At 74.7% G+C, this 16,401-nt stretch carries 17 protein-coding genes and 2 tRNA genes; 12 read left to right on the plus strand and 7 right to left on the minus strand.

The genetic code is table 11. From position 1 onward, the window contains the following. The first annotated feature begins 7 nt into the window (after nucleotides 1–7). Nucleotides 8–619 carry an RdgB/HAM1 family non-canonical purine NTP pyrophosphatase gene (rdgB, locus tag V1J52_RS07990; protein ID WP_330138947.1) on the plus strand — a complete coding sequence of 204 codons (612 nt, stop codon included), beginning with the start codon at nucleotides 8–10 and terminating at the stop codon, nucleotides 617–619. Between the two features lie 52 nt (nucleotides 620–671). On the opposite strand, the gene V1J52_RS07995 is transcribed toward rdgB, so the two are convergent. Together V1J52_RS07995 and bcp are read right to left on the minus strand one after the other, a co-directional pair. After that, nucleotides 672–755 (minus strand) — tRNA-Leu (locus tag V1J52_RS07995). A gap of 25 nt (nucleotides 756–780) precedes the next feature. Continuing rightward, nucleotides 781–1,257 carry a thioredoxin-dependent thiol peroxidase gene (gene bcp, locus V1J52_RS08000; protein WP_330138948.1) on the minus strand — a complete coding sequence of 159 codons (477 nt, stop codon included), beginning with the start codon at nucleotides 1,255–1,257 and terminating at the stop codon, nucleotides 781–783. Nucleotides 1,258–1,413: 156 nt separating this feature from the next. Between bcp and V1J52_RS08005 the strand changes: the two genes are divergently transcribed. The 3 genes from V1J52_RS08005 to sugE all read left to right on the plus strand — a co-directional run bounded on the left by V1J52_RS08005 (nucleotide 1,414) and on the right by sugE (nucleotide 2,611). Beyond that, nucleotides 1,414–1,731 (plus strand): DUF3618 domain-containing protein, encoded by a 318-nt coding sequence (locus V1J52_RS08005; RefSeq protein ID WP_330138949.1) that lies wholly within the window; start codon nucleotides 1,414–1,416, stop codon nucleotides 1,729–1,731. A gap of 139 nt (nucleotides 1,732–1,870) precedes the next feature. After that, nucleotides 1,871–2,173, plus strand: coding sequence for a GroES family chaperonin (locus tag V1J52_RS08010; RefSeq protein WP_330139535.1), 303 nt, complete (start codon nucleotides 1,871–1,873; stop codon nucleotides 2,171–2,173). 117 nt (nucleotides 2,174–2,290) lie between these two features. After that, nucleotides 2,291–2,611 (plus strand): quaternary ammonium compound efflux SMR transporter SugE, encoded by a 321-nt coding sequence (gene sugE, locus V1J52_RS08015; RefSeq protein WP_330138950.1) that lies wholly within the window; start codon nucleotides 2,291–2,293, stop codon nucleotides 2,609–2,611. Between the two features lie 16 nt (nucleotides 2,612–2,627). Here the strand turns inward: sugE and V1J52_RS08020 are convergent, their stop codons facing one another. Then, the gene (locus V1J52_RS08020; RefSeq protein WP_330138951.1) at nucleotides 2,628–5,114 is read right to left on the minus strand and encodes a transglycosylase domain-containing protein; all 2,487 of its coding nucleotides are present in this window, start codon (nucleotides 5,112–5,114) and stop codon (nucleotides 2,628–2,630) included. 323 nt (nucleotides 5,115–5,437) lie between these two features. On the opposite strand from V1J52_RS08020, the gene V1J52_RS08025 reads away from it, so the two are divergent. Beyond that, nucleotides 5,438–5,800, plus strand: coding sequence for a DUF4180 domain-containing protein (locus V1J52_RS08025; protein WP_330138952.1), 363 nt, complete (start codon nucleotides 5,438–5,440; stop codon nucleotides 5,798–5,800). Between the two features lie 262 nt (nucleotides 5,801–6,062). On the opposite strand, the gene V1J52_RS08030 is transcribed toward V1J52_RS08025, so the two are convergent. Beyond that, a complete protein-coding gene (locus tag V1J52_RS08030) occupies nucleotides 6,063–6,899 on the minus strand; it encodes an NAD(P)H-binding protein (protein ID WP_330138953.1) in 837 nt (278 codons plus the stop codon). An 82-nt stretch (nucleotides 6,900–6,981) separates the two neighbouring features. Here V1J52_RS08030 and V1J52_RS08035 point away from each other — a divergent pair, with 82 nt between their 5' ends. The 3 genes from V1J52_RS08035 (at nucleotide 6,982) to V1J52_RS08045 (ending at nucleotide 10,612) form a co-directional block, all read left to right on the plus strand. Beyond that, complete coding sequence (locus V1J52_RS08035; RefSeq protein WP_330138954.1) at nucleotides 6,982–7,986, plus strand: AraC family transcriptional regulator; 1,005 nt, start codon at nucleotides 6,982–6,984, stop codon at nucleotides 7,984–7,986. 260 nt (nucleotides 7,987–8,246) lie between these two features. Further along, nucleotides 8,247–9,605, plus strand: coding sequence for a DUF445 domain-containing protein (locus V1J52_RS08040; protein ID WP_330138955.1), 1,359 nt, complete (start codon nucleotides 8,247–8,249; stop codon nucleotides 9,603–9,605). A gap of 149 nt (nucleotides 9,606–9,754) precedes the next feature. Beyond that, entirely contained in the window at nucleotides 9,755–10,612 is an 858-nt protein-coding gene (locus V1J52_RS08045; RefSeq protein WP_330139536.1) for a fumarylacetoacetate hydrolase family protein, read from the plus strand. Between the two features lie 75 nt (nucleotides 10,613–10,687). Here V1J52_RS08045 and V1J52_RS08050 read toward each other — a convergent pair whose 3' ends face one another. Then, the gene (locus V1J52_RS08050) at nucleotides 10,688–11,794 is read right to left on the minus strand and encodes a Gfo/Idh/MocA family oxidoreductase (RefSeq protein ID WP_330138956.1); all 1,107 of its coding nucleotides are present in this window, start codon (nucleotides 11,792–11,794) and stop codon (nucleotides 10,688–10,690) included. 171 nt (nucleotides 11,795–11,965) lie between these two features. Between V1J52_RS08050 and V1J52_RS08055 the strand changes: the two genes are divergently transcribed. The 4 genes from V1J52_RS08055 to V1J52_RS08070 all read left to right on the plus strand — a co-directional run bounded on the left by V1J52_RS08055 (nucleotide 11,966) and on the right by V1J52_RS08070 (nucleotide 15,308). Beyond that, nucleotides 11,966–12,745 (plus strand): HAD-IIA family hydrolase, encoded by a 780-nt coding sequence (locus V1J52_RS08055; protein ID WP_330138957.1) that lies wholly within the window; start codon nucleotides 11,966–11,968, stop codon nucleotides 12,743–12,745. Between the two features lie 137 nt (nucleotides 12,746–12,882). Then, the gene (locus V1J52_RS08060; RefSeq protein WP_330138958.1) at nucleotides 12,883–13,470 is read left to right on the plus strand and encodes a hypothetical protein; all 588 of its coding nucleotides are present in this window, start codon (nucleotides 12,883–12,885) and stop codon (nucleotides 13,468–13,470) included. A gap of 5 nt (nucleotides 13,471–13,475) precedes the next feature. Next, nucleotides 13,476–14,165, plus strand: a complete 690-nt coding sequence (locus tag V1J52_RS08065; protein ID WP_330138959.1) for a class F sortase — start codon at nucleotides 13,476–13,478, stop codon at nucleotides 14,163–14,165. Between the two features lie 87 nt (nucleotides 14,166–14,252). Further along, a complete protein-coding gene (locus V1J52_RS08070) occupies nucleotides 14,253–15,308 on the plus strand; it encodes a glycoside hydrolase family 6 protein (RefSeq protein ID WP_330138960.1) in 1,056 nt (351 codons plus the stop codon). Nucleotides 15,309–15,374: 66 nt separating this feature from the next. Here the strand turns inward: V1J52_RS08070 and V1J52_RS08075 are convergent, their stop codons facing one another. Together V1J52_RS08075 and V1J52_RS08080 are read right to left on the minus strand one after the other, a co-directional pair. Beyond that, nucleotides 15,375–15,596, minus strand: coding sequence for a hypothetical protein (locus V1J52_RS08075; protein ID WP_330138961.1), 222 nt, complete (start codon nucleotides 15,594–15,596; stop codon nucleotides 15,375–15,377). Nucleotides 15,597–16,218: 622 nt separating this feature from the next. After that, nucleotides 16,219–16,292 (minus strand) — tRNA-Lys (locus V1J52_RS08080). Nucleotides 16,293–16,401: the final 109 nt, after the last annotated feature.

Consider the following 16,401-nt stretch of genomic DNA (forward strand, 5'->3'; position numbering starts at 1 on the left):
CGGAACGATGCCCCGCACCTCACGCCTGATCCTCGCCACCCGCAACGCCCACAAGGTCACCGAGCTGCGCGCCATCCTCGGCGCGGCCGGGCTCGACGTGGAGCTGACCGGCGCCGACGCCTTCCCCGACGTCCCCGACGTCAAGGAGACGGGCGTCACCTTCGCCGAGAACGCCCTGCTCAAGGCGCACGCCCTGGCCCGCGCCACCGGGCTGCCCGCCGTCGCCGACGACTCCGGGCTGTGCGTGGACGTCCTCGGCGGTGCCCCCGGCATCTTCTCCGCCCGCTGGGCCGGACGGCACGGTGACGATCAGGCCAATCTCGACCTGCTCCTCGCCCAGCTCGCCGACATCGGCGACGCGCACCGGGGCGCGCACTTCGCCTGCGCGGCGGCCCTCGCCCTGCCCGACGGCACCGAGCGCGTGGTGGAGGGCCGTCTGCGCGGCACCCTGCGCCACACCCCGGCGGGCGACGGCGGCTTCGGCTACGACCCGGTGCTCCAGCCCGACGGGGAGGACCGCACCTGCGCGGAGCTGAGCCCGGCGGAGAAGAACGCCATCAGCCACCGGGGGCAGGCCTTCCGCGCGCTGGCCCCCGTGCTCCGCGAACTGCTGGGGTGACCTGGGGGCGCGCCATGCGAAGGGCCCGGCCGCGCCGGCCGGGCCCGCGTCGTGCGGCCGGTGGGATTCGAACCCACACGGGTGTGAACCCACTGGGACCTAAACCCAGCATGACTGCCAGTTCCATCACGGCCGCGTGCCGGCAGTCATCGTAACGGGAGTCAGCCCGCGGTGAGGCTCAGATCCTTCAGCAGCTTGGCGACATGGCCGGTGGCGCGGACGTTGTAGAGCGCGCGTTCGACCGTGCCGTCCTCGGCGACGACGATCGTGGAGCGGATCACGCCGGTGACCGTCCTGCCGTACATCTGCTTCTCGCCGAACGCGCCGTAGGCGGTCAGCGTCTCCTTGGCCGGGTCCCCGACGAGGGTGACCTTCAGGTTCTCCTGCTCGCGGAACTTCGCCAGCTTCTCCGGCTTGTCGGGCGAGACGCCGACGACGTCGTAGCCCGCGTCCGCGAGGAGCCGGAGGTTGTCGGTGAAGTCGCACGCCTGCTTCGTGCAGCCCGGGGTAAGCGCCGCGGGGTAGAAGTAGACGATCACCTTGCGGCCCGCGTAGTCGGCGAGGGCGATCTGCCGCCCGTCGGCGTCCGGAAGGGTGAAGGCGGGGGCGGTGTCGCCGGGCTTCAGGCGCTCGCTCATGAGGATGCTCTCCTTGTGGTGACGGATATCCCCGAGGGTATCCAGCGCCACGAACGGGGGTGTGACGGGCGCGGCCGGGGGTGGACTGACAGACTGTCCAGCAGGGACGACACGCACGACGCGTACGACCGGTACGACGACGACGGAGGAGCTGCGGTGCCCGAAGCCAGGACCCCCGCTGAGATCGAAGCGGACATCAAGCACCGACGGGGACAGCTCGCCGCGACCCTGGACGAGATCGCCGTGCGGGTGCACCCGAAGACCATCGCGGACGACGCCAAGGCGCGCACCGCCGCCGCGCTGGACCGCACGGCGGGCCGCGCGTACGTGGCGGTGAACCGGACGGTCACCTCGGCCCGCGCCCAGCTCGTGACGGAGGACGGCGCCCCGCGCATGGAACGCATCGTGCCCCTCGCGCTCGTCACCGTCGCCGTCGCGGGCCTGTTCGTGACGGCGAGGCGCCGCAGCTCCTGAGCCGCCAGGGCCGCCCCCGGCGCCCGTCCGGTGCCCCCGTGCCCGTCCGGCGGCCGGGGTCCGCCGGACGGGCGCCGGGGTCTGGGATACCGTCGTGCCCGTGAGTTCGCATACGACCGACGACAAGCTGCCCATCCGGATGCTGCACGACCGGGTGCTGGTCCGTACCGACATCCCCGAGGGGGAGCGCCGCTCCTCCGGCGGCATCGTGATCCCGGCGACAGCGGCGGTGGGACGGCGGCTGGCGTGGGCGGAGGTCGTCGCGGTCGGCCAGAACGTGCGGACGGTCGAGCCGGGCGACCGCGTGCTGTACGACCCCGAGGAGCGCGCCGAGGTGGAGGTGCGGGGCGTGGCCTACGTGCTGATGCGCGAACGCGACCTGCACGCCGTGGCCGCCGAGCGGCTGGCGGGCTCCGAGGACTCCACGGGGCTCTACCTGTAGCCGCGGGGGCCGCCGTGCCCGCCCGTCCGCCCCTCCCGCCCGACGAGACGCGCCGTACCGGGCCAACCGCAAAGACGACGCACCTGTTCGGTGGTTTCCTTCGCGTGAGGTGATGTCATGGCATGGGTGCTGCTCGTTCTCGCCGGTCTGCTGGAGATCGGCTGGGCGGTCGGGCTGAAGTACACCGAGGGCTTCACGCGGCTGTGGCCGAGCGTGTTCACCGTCCTCGGCTTCGCGGCGAGCATGGTGCTGCTGGCGCAGGCCGCCAAGACGCTGCCGATCGGGACGGCCTACGGGGTGTGGGTCGGCATCGGCGCGGCGGGGGCCGCGGTGCTCGGCATGGTGATCCTGAACGAACCGGCGACGGCGGCGCGCATCTTCTTCATCGCCCTGCTGCTGGTGGCGATCGTCGGGCTCAAGGTCACGTCGGGGCACTGACCGGCGCGGTCACCGGTCACCGGTCGGCGGGGGAGCCGGAACCCTGGGCGCCGCCGTTGCCGTTGCCGCTGTTGCCGTTCCCACCGGTGTTCCCGTTGCCGTTTCCGCCCCCGCTGCCGGGCTCGTCCGTCTGGCCGTCGCCGGGCGGCTCGGTGTCACCGCCGTCCCCGCCGCCCGTGCCGCCCGTGGCGGCACCGCCGTCGGAGCCACTGGAGCCACTGGAGCCACCGGTGCCGCCGGTGGAGCCGCCGTCCGCGCCGCCGGAGCCGTCGGTGGAGCCGTCCGTGGAGCCGCCGCCCCCGGTGCCGCCGCTCGTCGGCTCCCGGTCGCGGTTCGCCCCGTCGTCGCCGCTGCCGCCGTCGCTGGCGCCCACCTCGGTCGGCTTCGGCCCGGTCGGCTCCGGCTCGGCCCCGTCACCCTCCGGCTCCTGCGGGGCGCCGGAGGCGCCGGAGGAGCCGGAGCCCGGGTCGGAGGTGGCGGACGGCGCCGGCTTCGGGGTCTTCGCCGCCAGGTCGAAGTCCCGCACCGGCTCACCCTTCAGCGCGGCGGCCGTGTACTGGCCCCAGATCCGCGCCGGGATGCCGCCGCCGCTCATCTTCTCCAGTCCGGCCGCCCCGTACAGCGCCTTGTGGGCGCCGGAGTCCGGGTCCTGGCCCATGACGGCGACGACGGTGACCAGCTCCGGGGTGTAGCCCGCGAACCAGGCGGCGCGGTCGTTCTCGGCGGTGCCGGTCTTGCCCGCCGCCGGCCGCCCGGCGGACTGGGCGGCCGTCCCGGTGCCGCCCTCGACCACGCCGCGCAGCACGGCCGTCGTCGCGTCGGCCGCCCCGCGCGGGATGGCCTGCTCCGAGGTGGGGCCCGGCACCGGGATCTCCTCGTCACCGCGGGTGATCTTCTCCACGAGCCGGTAGTCGGTGCGCTCGCCGTGCGCGGCGAGCGTGGCGTACGCCTGGGCCACGTCCAGCGTGCTCGGCGTCGCGGTGCCCAGGGCGATGGACGGACCGGCCTCCGCCAGCGATCCGGTGTTCTCCGGGATGCCCGCCTTGACCAGCGTCTGCTTCACCTTCTCCGGACCGACGTCCACACCCATCTGGGCGAACACGGCGTTCACGGACTTGTCCATGGCCTCGCTGACCGGGAGGTCCCCGTAGTCCTTGTCGCTCTCGTTCTGCGGCTTGAAGTCCGTGGGCTCGCCGTTGCTGACGACGGCGCGCTTGCTCGTCCCGTCGTAGACGGTGTCCGGACCGATGGGCTGGCCGCCCTGCGTCGTCGCGTCGTTCGCCAGCGCCGCCGCGTAGACGAACGGCTTGAAGGTGGAGGCGGCCTGGTAGTCGGCGCGGGTGGCGTTGTTGAAGTACTGCTCGGTGTAGCCGACGCCGCCGTACATCGCCACGACCCGGCCGGTGTCCGGTGCGATCGACGTGGCGCCCGCGCGCACGTACCGGTCGACCTCGCGCTCGTCGCTGAGCTGCGAGTACAGCTGTTCCTCGACGGCCTTGACCAGCTCCTGCTGCTTCTTCCGGTCGATGGTGGTGTGGATGCGCAGCCCGCCGCCGTTCAGCCGGGCCTCGTCCACGATGTCGTGCGAGGTCAGGTAGTCGCGCACGGCCTCCACCAGGTAGCCGCGCTGCCCGGCCTGGGACATCGGCGGCCGGACCTCCTGCGGCACGGGGAACTCCATCTCCGCCCGCTGCGCCGCGTCGAGCCAGTCCTCCTTGACCATGCCGTCCAGCACGTAGTCCCACCGGGCGATGGCGCGTTCGGTGTTCTCGGGGTTGGCGACGACGTCGTAGGTGCTGGGGGAGTTGACCAGCGCCGCGAGGTAGGCGCCCTCGGGCGTGGTGAGGTCGTCCACGTCCTTGCCGTAGTACGCGTGGGCGGCGGCCTGGATGCCGTAGGCGTTGCGGCCGAAGTAGCTGGTGTTGAGGTAGCCCTCCAGGATGTCGTTCTTGCTGACCTCCCGGTCCAGCTTCATGGCGATGAAGAACTCCTCCGCCTTGCGGGTGAGGGTCCGCTCCTGCGAGAGGTAGTAGTTCTTCACGTACTGCTGGGTGATGGTCGAGCCGGACTGCTTGCCCTCGCCCCGCAGCATGTTCCAGGCGGCCCGCGCCATGGCCGCGGGGTCGACGGCCGAACCGTCGTAGAAGTCGCGGTCCTCGGCGGCGAGCACCGCCCGCTGCGTCTCCTCCGGCACCCGGGACAGCGGCACGATCTCACGGTTGACGTCGCCGTCCTTGGCGATCTGCGTGCCGTCGGCGTAGAGGTAGACGTTGCTCTGCCGGGTGGCGTTCGCGTTGGGCTCGGGGATCGGCACCACCAGGTAGCCGATCACCAGGGCGCCGGACACCAGCAGGACGCAGAGCAGGAAGCCGCCGACCAGCATCCGCCAGGTGGGCACCATCCGCCGCCACCCGGTGCGGGCGGGCCGCTCCCGCTCGCCGCCGGAGGCATCGGACGCGTCCGCGTCCGTCGCGCCTTCGCCGCTTCTCGGCTCGTCACTCATCGCGCAGGGGCTCCTCGTCCGACATCACGTCACGCTCGGGGACCGGGTCCTACGGGACAGGCGCCCATAAAGCCCATGAACACATGAAACACCGTAATACTGGTGTTCCGGGCATCACGGGGCGACCACGCGCTCCGGAAACAACCCGGTTGCCCAGCCCCGTCTGCCCGGGTGCCCGCGACCGGATGCCCGTAGTCCCCCCACGTCCGACGGGAACCGTGACGCTCGTCGCACTCCCCGCCCCGGCGGGCGGGGTGCGGCCGGTGGAGTGACTCCGGAAAACCGCGCGACGGCGTCCTGCCGCCCCGCTAGCCTCGACGCCCATGAGCGCCTTGCGGACGATCCATGACGTGCCGGTCCTGATGTGCCCGCCCGAGGGGGAGACCATCCGCGACGAGCGCGATGTCCTGGACCTCATCGGCGACGCCTCCTACCAGGGCGCCCAGTGGGTCGTCATCCCCGTCGAGCGGCTGGACGGGTCCTTCTTCGCCCTGCACACCCGGGTCGCCGGCGAGATCGTGCAGAAGTTCGCCAACTACCGGATGGGACTCGTCGTCCTCGGCGACGTCACCCGGCACATGGCGGCCAGCCCGGCGCTGCGCGACTTCGTCCGCGAGAGCAACCGGGGATGGCAGACGTGGTTCCTCAACGACACGGAGGAACTGCACGACCGCCTCCAGGGCTGAGCGGCGCACCCGCCGCCCGGCCCCGGAGGCGGGGCATCACGCCCGCCGCCACGGGACGCTCAGCCGATCGCAGCCCCAGGGCCCGGAGCGTTCCCGGGGAGACGTCCGCGCCGTCGAGGGCGTTGACGAGACGCAGGGCCCGTTCCGCGGTCAGCAGGTCCCGCGGAACGTCGGGGACGGGGTCGCCGGTGTCCCGCAGGAACGCGGCGAGCTGTGCCGACAGTGGTGTGTGGTCCCGTCCTGCGCCAGGGGTGCCGGGTGGTCAGTGCTGCCAGGCTCCTGCCGCTGCGGCGCGCAGGACGTAGTCCTCGAAGGTCCGGGGCGCCCGGCCCAGCACGGTGGCGAGGTCATCGGTCGTCGCGGCCACCAGTTCGCGTTCCATCAGCACGAACATCTCGGCGACGTGGTGGGCGTCGTCCGCGCCGAAGCCCGCCTCGGCCAGCGTCGCGGCGTACTCGGTGGGGGAGATCCGCCGGTAGGTGAGGGGCCGCCCGGACGCCCGGGAGATCAGCTCGACCGCTTCAGCGAAGGTGAGCGCGCGCGGCCCGGTCAGCTCGTAGATCCGCCCGGCGTGCCGACCGGCCTCGGTCAGCACCACCGCCGCGGCGTCGGCGACGTCCTCGACGTCGATGAACGGCTCGGGGACCGTGCCGGCCGGAAGCGCCAGCTCCCCGGCGGCCAGCGGGGCGTGGAAGAGGTCCTCGTCGAAGTTCTGCGCGAAGTTCGACGGTCGCAGGACGGTCCACTCCAGCGCCGAGCCGCGCACGGCGTCCTCGGCCGACCGCATGTCCAGGCCGAACGTGGAGTCGCCCCAGGTGTCGGCGCCGCGCCCGGAGAGCAGGACCAGGCGGCGCACTCCGGCGGCCTCGGCCCGGGCCACGAACTCGTGCACCGGGCCCGGCACGGGCGGGGCCACGACGTAGACGGCGGCGACGCCGTGCAGGACGGCGTCCCAGCCGCCGGGGTCGGACCAGTCGAACCGGGTCCGGCTCGACCGGGAGGCGGCGCGCACCGGAGTGCCGCGCAGCCGCAACCGTGCGGCGACCCGTCGGCCTGTCTTGCCGGACGCGCCGAGGACGAGAGTGGTGTCGTTGCTCATGACGCCGATCCAACACGGCCGGCCCGGACGATCCCATGGGTGAGAAGCCGGATCGCCTGTCTGTTCGTCTAACCTCCGTGGGGTGGACGTCTTCAGCGACCTGATCCGTGGAGTGCGCGCCCACGGCTCGCTGTTCAGCAGCTCGACCCTGTCCCCGCCCTGGGCCCTGCACTTCGTGGACGGTGCGCCGCTGACCCTGTGCACCGTCCTCAACGGGGCGGGCTGGATCGTGCCGGAGCACCGGCCGCCCGAGTTGCTGCGCGCCCGCGAGACGCTCCTCGTGCGCGGCCCCGCGACGTTCACCTTCGTCGACGAGCCGGGCACCCGGGCCCGGCCGGTCGCGTGCGGCGAACGCTGCACGACGCCCGAGCAGGGCGGGACCCGGCACCGGCGCGGCTGGAACGACTGCGGCGGGGACGGAGCCGGCAGCGCCGGTGCGACGACCCTGATCGTCGGCGCCTATCCGGTCCGCGCCGAGTTCAGCCACCGGCTGCTGGACGCGCTGCCCGCCGTCCTGCGGGTGGACGGCGGGGACGCGGCCGGCCCCGTCCTCGACCACCTCGCCGCCGAGGTCGCCGTCGACACGCCGGGCCAGCAGGTGGTACTCGACCGGCTGCTGGACTGGATGCTGGTGTGCACGCTGCGCGAGTGGTTCGACCGGCCCGGCGGCGAGCCCCCGCCCTGGTGGGCCGCCCAGCGGGACCCGGTGGTCGGTGACGCGCTGCGCCTGCTGCACGCCGAACCGGCAGCACCGTGGACGGTCGCCGCCCTGGCCGGGCGCACCGGGGTGTCGCGTTCGACGCTGGCCAAGCGGTTCACCGCCCTGGTCGGCGAACCGCCGCTGACCTACCTGACCCGCTGGCGCATGACGCTCGCGGCGGACCTGCTGGTCGAGCGGGAGTCCGCGACCGTCGCGGACGTCGCCCGCGCCGTGGGGTACTCCGACCCGTTCGGGTTCAGCGCGGCGTTCAAACGGGTCCGGGGCGTCAGCCCGAGCGAGTTCCGGCGCACCGCGACCACGGCTTCCCCGGCGGCCGGGCGGTGGTCCGTTCCGGGCGCCGCCACCCCGGTCGGTTCGAACGCCTGAAGCGCCGGGCCCGGTGGGCGGGCTGGCGGCGCTGCCGCAGCGGGTGCCCGCCGCGGCCCTGGCGGGGACGGCTCCCGGGAGCGGGCCGACGCGGCCCTCGCCCGGCGGGTGCTGGACGGGCTCTACGGCCTGTAGGGGGGCGGGTCCGCCGGCCGCGCGGCGGGCGGCGGACGGCGCGGGCGGGTTTGCGGGAGGCCGCGTTGCCGCAGGAGTGACCTCACGGCGCACAATCGACCCGTCGCCGGGAACGGGTGGAGTGGATGGAACGCACAGAGCAGGATCTCGAACGCACGGAGCAGGGTGCCGCGGAAGGGGCGCGGACGGACGCGTCGGCGGTGGCGGGCCTCGCCCGCGACCTGGGCGCCTTCACGGCGGCGGACGCGGAGAAGCAGCGCGGCGTGCGGCAGATGAAGGCCATCGCCACGGGGGCCCTCGCGCTGGCCGCCGTGGTGTACGCGCTGGCCACCTGGGCGGAGCACGCGGGCGCGGGCGCCTGGGCGGGTTACGTCGCGGCGGCGGCCGAGGCCGGGATGGTGGGCGCGCTGGCCGACTGGTTCGCCGTCACGGCGCTGTTCAAGCGGCCCATCGGGCTGCCGATCCCGCACACGGCGATCATCCGCACCAAGAAGGACCAGCTCGGGCAGAACCTCGGCGACTTCGTCGGGGACAACTTCCTCTCCGAGTCCGTGGTGCGCTCCCGGCTGCGGGCCGTGGGCATCGGAAGCCGCCTGGGCGGCTGGCTGGCCGAGCCGGAGCACGCGGACCGGGTGACGGCGGAGCTGGCCGCCGCCGTCCGGGGCGCGCTGACCGTCCTGCGCGACGCGGACGTGCAGGCGGTGATCGGGGAGGCCGTCAACCGGCGGGCCGACGCGCAGGAGATCGCACCGGGGCTCGGCCGCATGCTGGAGCGGGTGGTGACGGGCCAGGGGCACCGGCGCGCGGTGGACCTGGTGTGCACGCGGGCGCACGACTGGCTGGTGGAGCACCGGGAGTCCGTGATGGACGCGGTGGCGGGCGGCGCCCCGGGGTGGACGCCGCGCTTCGTGGACCAGCGGATCGGCGAGCGGGTCTACAAGGAGCTGCTGCGCTTCACCGCCGAGATCCGCGACATGCCGGACCATCCGGCGCGCGGCGCCCTGGACCGGTTCCTCGGCGACTTCGCCGCCGACCTCCAGACGGACGCGGAGACGCGGGCGCGCGTGGAGCGGCTGAAGTCGGAGGTGCTGGCCAGGGACGAGGTGCAGGAGCTGATCGGCTCGGCGTGGTCGTCGGTGCGCGCGATGATCGTGGCGGCGGCCGAGGACGAGCACAGCGAGCTGCGGCTGCGGGTGCGCGCGTCGCTGCTGTCGCTGGGCCGCAGGCTGGCCGCCGACGGGCGGTTGCAGCACAAGGTGGACGACTGGATCGAGGGCGCGGCCACCTACGTCATCACCACCTACCGGAACGAGATCACCGCGCTGATCACCGACACGGTCGCGGGCTGGGACGCGGACCAGACGTCCCGCAAGATCGAGGCGAACATCGGCCGCGACCTCCAGTTCATCCGCATCAACGGCACGGTCGTCGGCGCGCTGGCGGGGCTGGCCATCCACGCCTGCACGCGGCTCCTCGGCGGCTGACCGCTCCGGCTCCCGTAGATTCCCCTGTGCGGAAGTTACGGTCCAGTACCTGAACAAGGGCTTGTGACCCCCCGACGGCTTCCGCGAGGATCACCCGACCCAGCGTCTGGCCGTCCCCAGCGCGATCCTCACTTCTCGGGAGCGTGACTGTGAAGTTGCTGCGCATCGGGCCTGCGGGAGCCGAACGTCCGGCGGCCCTGGACGGGGACGGCGTCCCGCGCGACCTGTCCGGACTCGTGCCGGACATCGACGGGACGCTGCTGGCGGACGCCGCCGCCCTCACCCGGATACGGCGGGCCCTGGCGGAGGGGAACCTGCCCGCGCTGGACGCCACCGGCCCGCGCCTCGGGCCGCCGCTCGGCCGGATCGGCAAGATCGTCTGCGTCGGTCTGAACTACCGCGACCACGCCGCCGAGACGGGGCAGCCCCTCCCGGACGAGCCGGTCCTCTTCCTGAAGGCTCCGGACACGGTCGTCGGCCCGCACGACACCGTGCTCGTGCCGCGCGGCAGCGTGAAGACGGACTGGGAGGTGGAACTGGCCGTCGTCATCGGCGCCACCGCCCGGTACCTTCAGACGCGGGAGCAGGCGCTCGCCGCCGTCGCCGGGTACGCCGTCAGCCACGACGTCTCCGAGCGGGCGTTCATGCTGGAGCGCGGCGGCCAGTGGGACAAGGGCAAGAACTGCGAGACGTTCAACCCGCTCGGGCCCTGGCTCGTCACCGCCGACGAGGTGCCCGACCCGCAGGCGCTGCGCCTGCGGCTGTGGGTGAACGGCGAACTGCGGCAGGACGGCAGCACGGCCGACCAGGTCTTCCCCGTCGCCGAGGTCGTCCGGTACGTGAGCCGCTTCATGGTGCTGCGGCCCGGGGACGTCATCAACACCGGCACCCCGGCGGGCGTGGCCCACGGGCAGCCCTGCCCGAAGCCGTTCCTGCGCGCCGGTGACGTGGTGGAGCTGGAGGTGGCCGGGCTCGGCCGCCAGCGCCAGCGGTTCGAGGCGGCGTAGTACCGGGCGTCAGCACCGGAGCCGCCCGCCCGCCGGTCCGGACCGCACGGCGGCCCGGACCGGCGGGCGGGGCGGTCAGGCCAGGGTGACGGTGACGCCGCGGGCGGCCGAGGCGCGGGCGGCCTCCAGCACGCGCAGGGTCGCCGCCGCCTCCAGCGCCGTGACCGGCGGCGTCCCGCCGGGGCCGGAGGCCAGGGCGTCGGCCACCGCCGCGTAGTACGCCGGGTAGTCGCCGTCCACCGTCGGCACCGTCCGGCCCTCCTCGGGGGTACCGAGCGTGCCCCAGGCCGAATCGGGCTCCACGCCCCAGGCGCCGCCCCGCGGACGTTCACCCGCCCGCAGGGCGTTCTCCTGCGGGTCCAGGCCGTACTTGACGTAGGCGGCGGTGCTGCCCAGCACCCGCAGGCGCGGGCCGAGCTGCGCGGCGGTGGCGCTCGCCCACAGGTGGGAGCGCACGCCCCCGGTGTGGACGATGGCGATGAACGTGTCGTCGTCCGCGCCGCCGACCGCGCGGCGCGCGTCGGACTCGGCGTAGACGGTGGCGGCCGGGCCGAACAGCGTCAGCGCCTGGTCCACCAGGTGGCTGCCGAGGTCGTAGAGCAGCCCGCCGACGTCGGCCGGGTCACCGGACTCCCGCCAGCCGCCCTTGAGCTTCGGCCGCCACCGCTCGAACCGCGACTCGAAGCGGTACACCTCGCCCAGCTCGCCCCGCTCCAGCAGGCCGCGCAGGGTGAGGAAGTCGTTGTCCCAGCGGCGGTTCTGGAACGCGGACAGCAGCAGGCCCCGCTCCTCGGCGAGGGCGGCCAGCGCTTCGGCCTCGGTGGCCGTGGCCGCCAGGGGCTTGTCCACGACGACCGGCAGACCGGCGCGCAGCGCCCGTTCCGCGAGCGCCACGTGGGTGCGGTTGGGGGACGCGACCACCACGAGGTCGAGCCCGTCGGCCCGTTCGAACAGGGCGTCGGCGTCGGCGGCGACGTGCACGCCGGGATACTCCTCGCGCGCCTGCCCGGCCCGTTCGGGACTGGAGGTGACGACGGTGTCCAGGGCCATCCCCGGGGTCGCCGCGATGAGCGGCGCGTGGAAGACGGACCCGGCCAGGCCGTAGCCGACGAGCCCGACGCGCAGGGTGCCGGTGGGGCGTGCGTTCACGATGTGCCTCCCGCGTGGACGATCTTCCGCCATGCTACGTGCCACCCCCGCGCCGTCCCCCGGGCGCCCTTCGCCCCCTGGCCTGCCCCGGCCGGCTCACCTCGCCCGCCCGCCCGCCGTCCCACCCCTCGGCTGGCCGGACGGCCGCAGCCCGGCGCCCATTAGGCTGAAGGCGTCCCGCAGTGTGACGGCAGGAGTTCGGCAGTGGCAGAGCGCAAGCCCATCGAGTCATGGCTCACCGACATGGACGGGGTGCTGATCCACGAAGGGGTGCCCATCCCGGGAGCCGACTCCTTCATCAAGCGGCTGACGGAATCCGGCCGGCCGTTCCTGGTGCTGACGAACAACTCGATGCAGACCCCCCGCGACCTGCACGCCCGGCTGTCCCGCATGGGGCTGGAGGTGCCGGTGGAGAACATCTGGACCTCCGCCCTGGCCACCGCGAAGTTCCTGGACGACCAGCGGCCCGGCGGCACCGCCTACGTCATCGGCGAGGCCGGGCTCACCACCGCGCTGCACGACATCGGCTACATCCTCACCGACACCCGCCCCGACTACGTCGTGCTCGGCGAGACCCGCACCTACAGCTTCGAGGCGCTGACGAAGGCCATCCGGCTCATCAACAACGGCGCCCGCTTCATCGCCACCAACCCCGACGAGACGGGCCCCTCGGCCGAGGGGCCGCTTCCGGCCACCGGTTCGGTCGCCGCCCTCATCACCAAGGCCACCGGGCGCGACCCGTACTTCGTCGGCAAGCCCAACCCGCTCATGATGCGCGCCGGGCTCAACCAGATCGGCGCGCACAGCGAGACGAGCGCGATGATCGGCGACCGCATGGACACCGACGTGCTGGCCGGTCTGGAGGCGGGCATGGAGACGTTCCTCGTGCTCACCGGGCTCACCCGCACGGAGGAGGTCGAGCGCCACCCGTTCCGGCCCGGCACCGTCGTGGACTCCATCGCGGACCTCGTCGAGCGCATCTGACCCGCCCGGCGCCGGTCCCGCGGCCGGGCCCGGCCCGGCCGCCGCGCCCGCCCGCCGCCGCGACCCGTTCGGCGGCGCCCGGCGTGCGGCACCGGCGCCGGACGGGGAACCTTCGAAGCAACGAGCCGGAGGTTCCCATGACCAGCGCACGCACCACCGAGGTGACGTTCCGTACCGGGCTGCTGACGCTCGCCGCCACCGCGCTCTGCGCGGCCGGGGCACTGCCCGCCGCCGCGGACGGCGTACGGGCCCCGGACCCGGCGGGCTCGGTCGTCGTCACCCCCGCGAAGGTCCGCGCGGGCGGGCAGGTCAGCGTCCGGGCCGCCGTCTGCGACGGCGCGAAGGGCGTCGCCCGCTCCCGGGCGTTCGTCGCGGACGTCGCGCTCACCCCCGTGGCGCAGGGCGCGCTGGGCGCCGACGCCGCCGTCCGCGCCACGGCCGAGCCGGGCCCGTACCGCGTCACCGTCGACTGCCAGGACGGGGCCGGAGAGCTGCGCAAGGACGTCGCGCAGGCTTCGGTCTTCGTCGTCGGCGGCGCCCCGGGCGGCAAGGAACGCCACACCGAACCCGTGGCCCCCGTCCGCGCCGGGGGCGGCGGCACCGCCCCGGACGCCGACGGCGGCGGTTCCGGCGGCTCCCTGACGCTGGGCGCCGCCGCCGTGGGCCTGGCCGGGTACGTGGTGCTGCGGCGCCGGAGCGCCGCCCGGCGCGGCGCCGCCGCCTGACCGCCGTGTCCGGCGAGGTGCGGCCCTCGAACACCGGGCGGCTCATGACGGGCACGGCGTGGGTCGTGCTCCTGCTGGCGCTGTGGCTGTGGGGCAAGGACGTCACCGAGGACGGCCTCGGCCCCGCCGCCGGTGACGCCGCCCGTCCCGCCGCCCAGTCCGGGCAGCCGGGGCGGGCCGCGGCGTCCACCCGTCCGCTGCCACCCGCCGTCGCGCCACTGGACGGCTCGCCCGCACCGCAGCGCGTCACGGTCGGCGCGCTCGACGTGCGGGCCGTCGTCGTCCCGCGCGGCCTGGACGCGCAGGGCGCCGTGGACCCGCCGCCGCTGAGCGAGGCCGACACCGTCGGCTGGTACGCGGGCGGCCCGGCCCCCGGCGAGGCGGGGGCCGCGCTGCTCGTCGGCCACGTGGACACCGAGGAGGACGAGGCCGTCTTCTACGGGCTGAGCACGCTGGAGCGCGGCGCGCGGGTGTCGGTGACCCGGGCGGACGGCACCGTCGCCGAGTTCACGGTGGAGGACGTCGAGCAGGTCGAGCGCGACGCCTTCGACCCCGAACGGGTGTACGGGGAGCGGCACGCCGGACGGGCCGAGCTGCGCCTGATCACCTGCGGCGGCACGTTCGACCGCGAGGAGCGCCGCTACAGCGCCAACGTGGTCGTCTCCGCCTACCTGACGGGAGGCGGTTCCGCATGAGGCGGCCGGGCTCCCGCGGCACACCCGTCCGCGCGGGGGCGGGAACGCCGTCTCCGACCGGTCCCCACCGTCTTCGAGGGAGAGTGGATGTACGGCACTGACGCCGGCCGCCGGTGGCACGGTGCACGCGCCCGGCTCCGGGCGGGCACGGCCGCGCTGGGCGCGGCGCTGCTCCTGGCGGCCTGTTCCTCGGCCTGTTCCCAGGACGGCGACGGGGGCGGTGACGCGCCCGGGAAGGAGGCCGCGCGGGACGTCCACGGCTCCGGCGCGTCCTTCTGGGTCAACCCGGAGGGCCGGGCGGCCCGCGCGCTCGTCGCGCTCCGGGACGCGGGCCTCACCAAGGAGGCGGAGCTCGTCGAGCAGATCGCCGCCCAGCCCGCCGGGGAGTGGGTGGGCACGGAGGAGCCGCAGGAGCAGACCGCCCGCATCACCGGGGCCGCCGAGGAGGCCGGGCAGGCCGCGCTGCTGGTCCTCTACAACATCCCCCACCGCGACTGCGGCCAGTACTCGCAGGGCGGCGCCCGGGACGCGGACGCCTACCGGGAGTGGATCGACCAGATCGTCGCGGGCATCGGCGACCGCGAGGCGTGGATCGTCCTGGAGCCCGACGCGCTGCCGCACCTCCTCCAGCCCGGATGCGTCCCGGCCGGGCTGCACGAGGAGCAGTACGCCCTGCTCAGCGAGGCCGTGGGCAAGCTGGCCGGGCTGCCGGACACCCGGGTCTACCTGGACGCGGGCAATCCGCGCTGGGTGCGGGACGCCCAGGGCATGGTGGAACCGCTGCGGCGGGCCGGGATCGGGCAGGCGGACGGCTTCTCGCTCAACGTCTCCAACTACGAGACCACCGAGGCGAACATCGCCTACGGCAGGCGGCTGTCCGCGATGGTCGGCGGGAAGCCGTTCGTGATCGACACCAGCCGCAACGGCAACGGCCCCGCCGAGGGCGCGGGCGACGCGGAGGCGTGGTGCAACCCGCCGGGCCGGGCGCTCGGCGAGGAGCCGACGGCGGACACCGGGGAGGAACTGGTCGACGCCTACCTGTGGGTGAAGCGGCCGGGCGAGTCCGACGGAACCTGCAAGGGCGGACCGCCGGCCGGTGACTGGTACCACGAGTACGCGCTCGAACTGGCCGGGGGCGCCTGACGGCCGGACCCGCCGCGCCGGAGGGCCGGACGTCCGCGGCCCCCGGGGGCCGCGGACGTCGGTGCGTCAGTTGATGCCGCGCCAGATGTGCGGTTCGGCGGTGTGCGCGTCGTCCTCCCCGGCGAGCAGCGCCGGGGCCGAGGGCGTGAGGGCGGTCTCGGCGCGGGCGGCGGCGGACGGCGCCACGGCGGGCTCCGGCGCGGCGGGCTCCGGTGCGGCGGACGGCACCGGCGACGGAGCGCTCACCGCGGGGGGCGGTTGGTTCAGGTTCACGTCGGTCAGCGTCACGTGGGTCAACTCCCTCGACAGCGTTCAGGCAGGGCACTCCGCCGGGGGCCGTCGCGGTGCGCGGCCGTCGTCCGGAGTCGAGCAGCCCGGAGGAGGGGCCGGGGTCCGGGCATGCGGTGCCCTCGCGGCTCGCCGTGGCGTATGCCCCGCACGCGTCCCTCCTCGGCCAGGCGTGTCATCCAGCGCGGTAGGGATCAGTGTGCGCGAGCGCTGAGCCCCGCGCGACCGGACCGCGCCGGTCCGTTTCCGGGTGACACCGAGTGCCCGCGAACCGGTGTGCGCATGCACACCGGTTCCCACCCGGCACGACGACGGGCGAGGCGGCGGAACGGCCGCGCCGGGTCCCGGTCCGAGGGCCGGGAGCGGTGCCGAAATTGGCCCGCAGTGCCCACGTCCACTCGTTGACGCCCGTCACCCGGACGGGTGTACTGCCGCGCCGTTCGCGCAGGCCCGCGTCTCGCATCGTCCGCCCCTTCCGTTCCCGAGCGTGCGGGCCACCGTGGCAGGCGCGCCTCGCGCGGGCCTCGACCCGGGATCGCGCCGGGCCCCGCGCGGCCCCGGCGGACGGGGGGGGGGACACGACGGAGGCCCCTCGCTCACTGCGAGGGGCCTCCGCCGACGGTGCGCCGCCAGGGACTCGAACCCCGGACCCGCTGATTAAGAGTCAGCTGCTCTAACCAACTGAGCTAGCGGCGCCCGCGCCGGTGCGGTGACCGGCGCTTCCCCGAGTTTACCCGATCCCGGGAGGTGCCCCGGCACCTCCCGGGCGCCCCGCCGGTCACGTCCCCGTCACCCGTCACCCCGG

Origin of the sequence: Streptomyces solitudinis, assembly GCF_036323765.1 — a bacterium.
Lineage (GTDB): Bacteria > Actinomycetota > Actinomycetes > Streptomycetales > Streptomycetaceae > Streptomyces.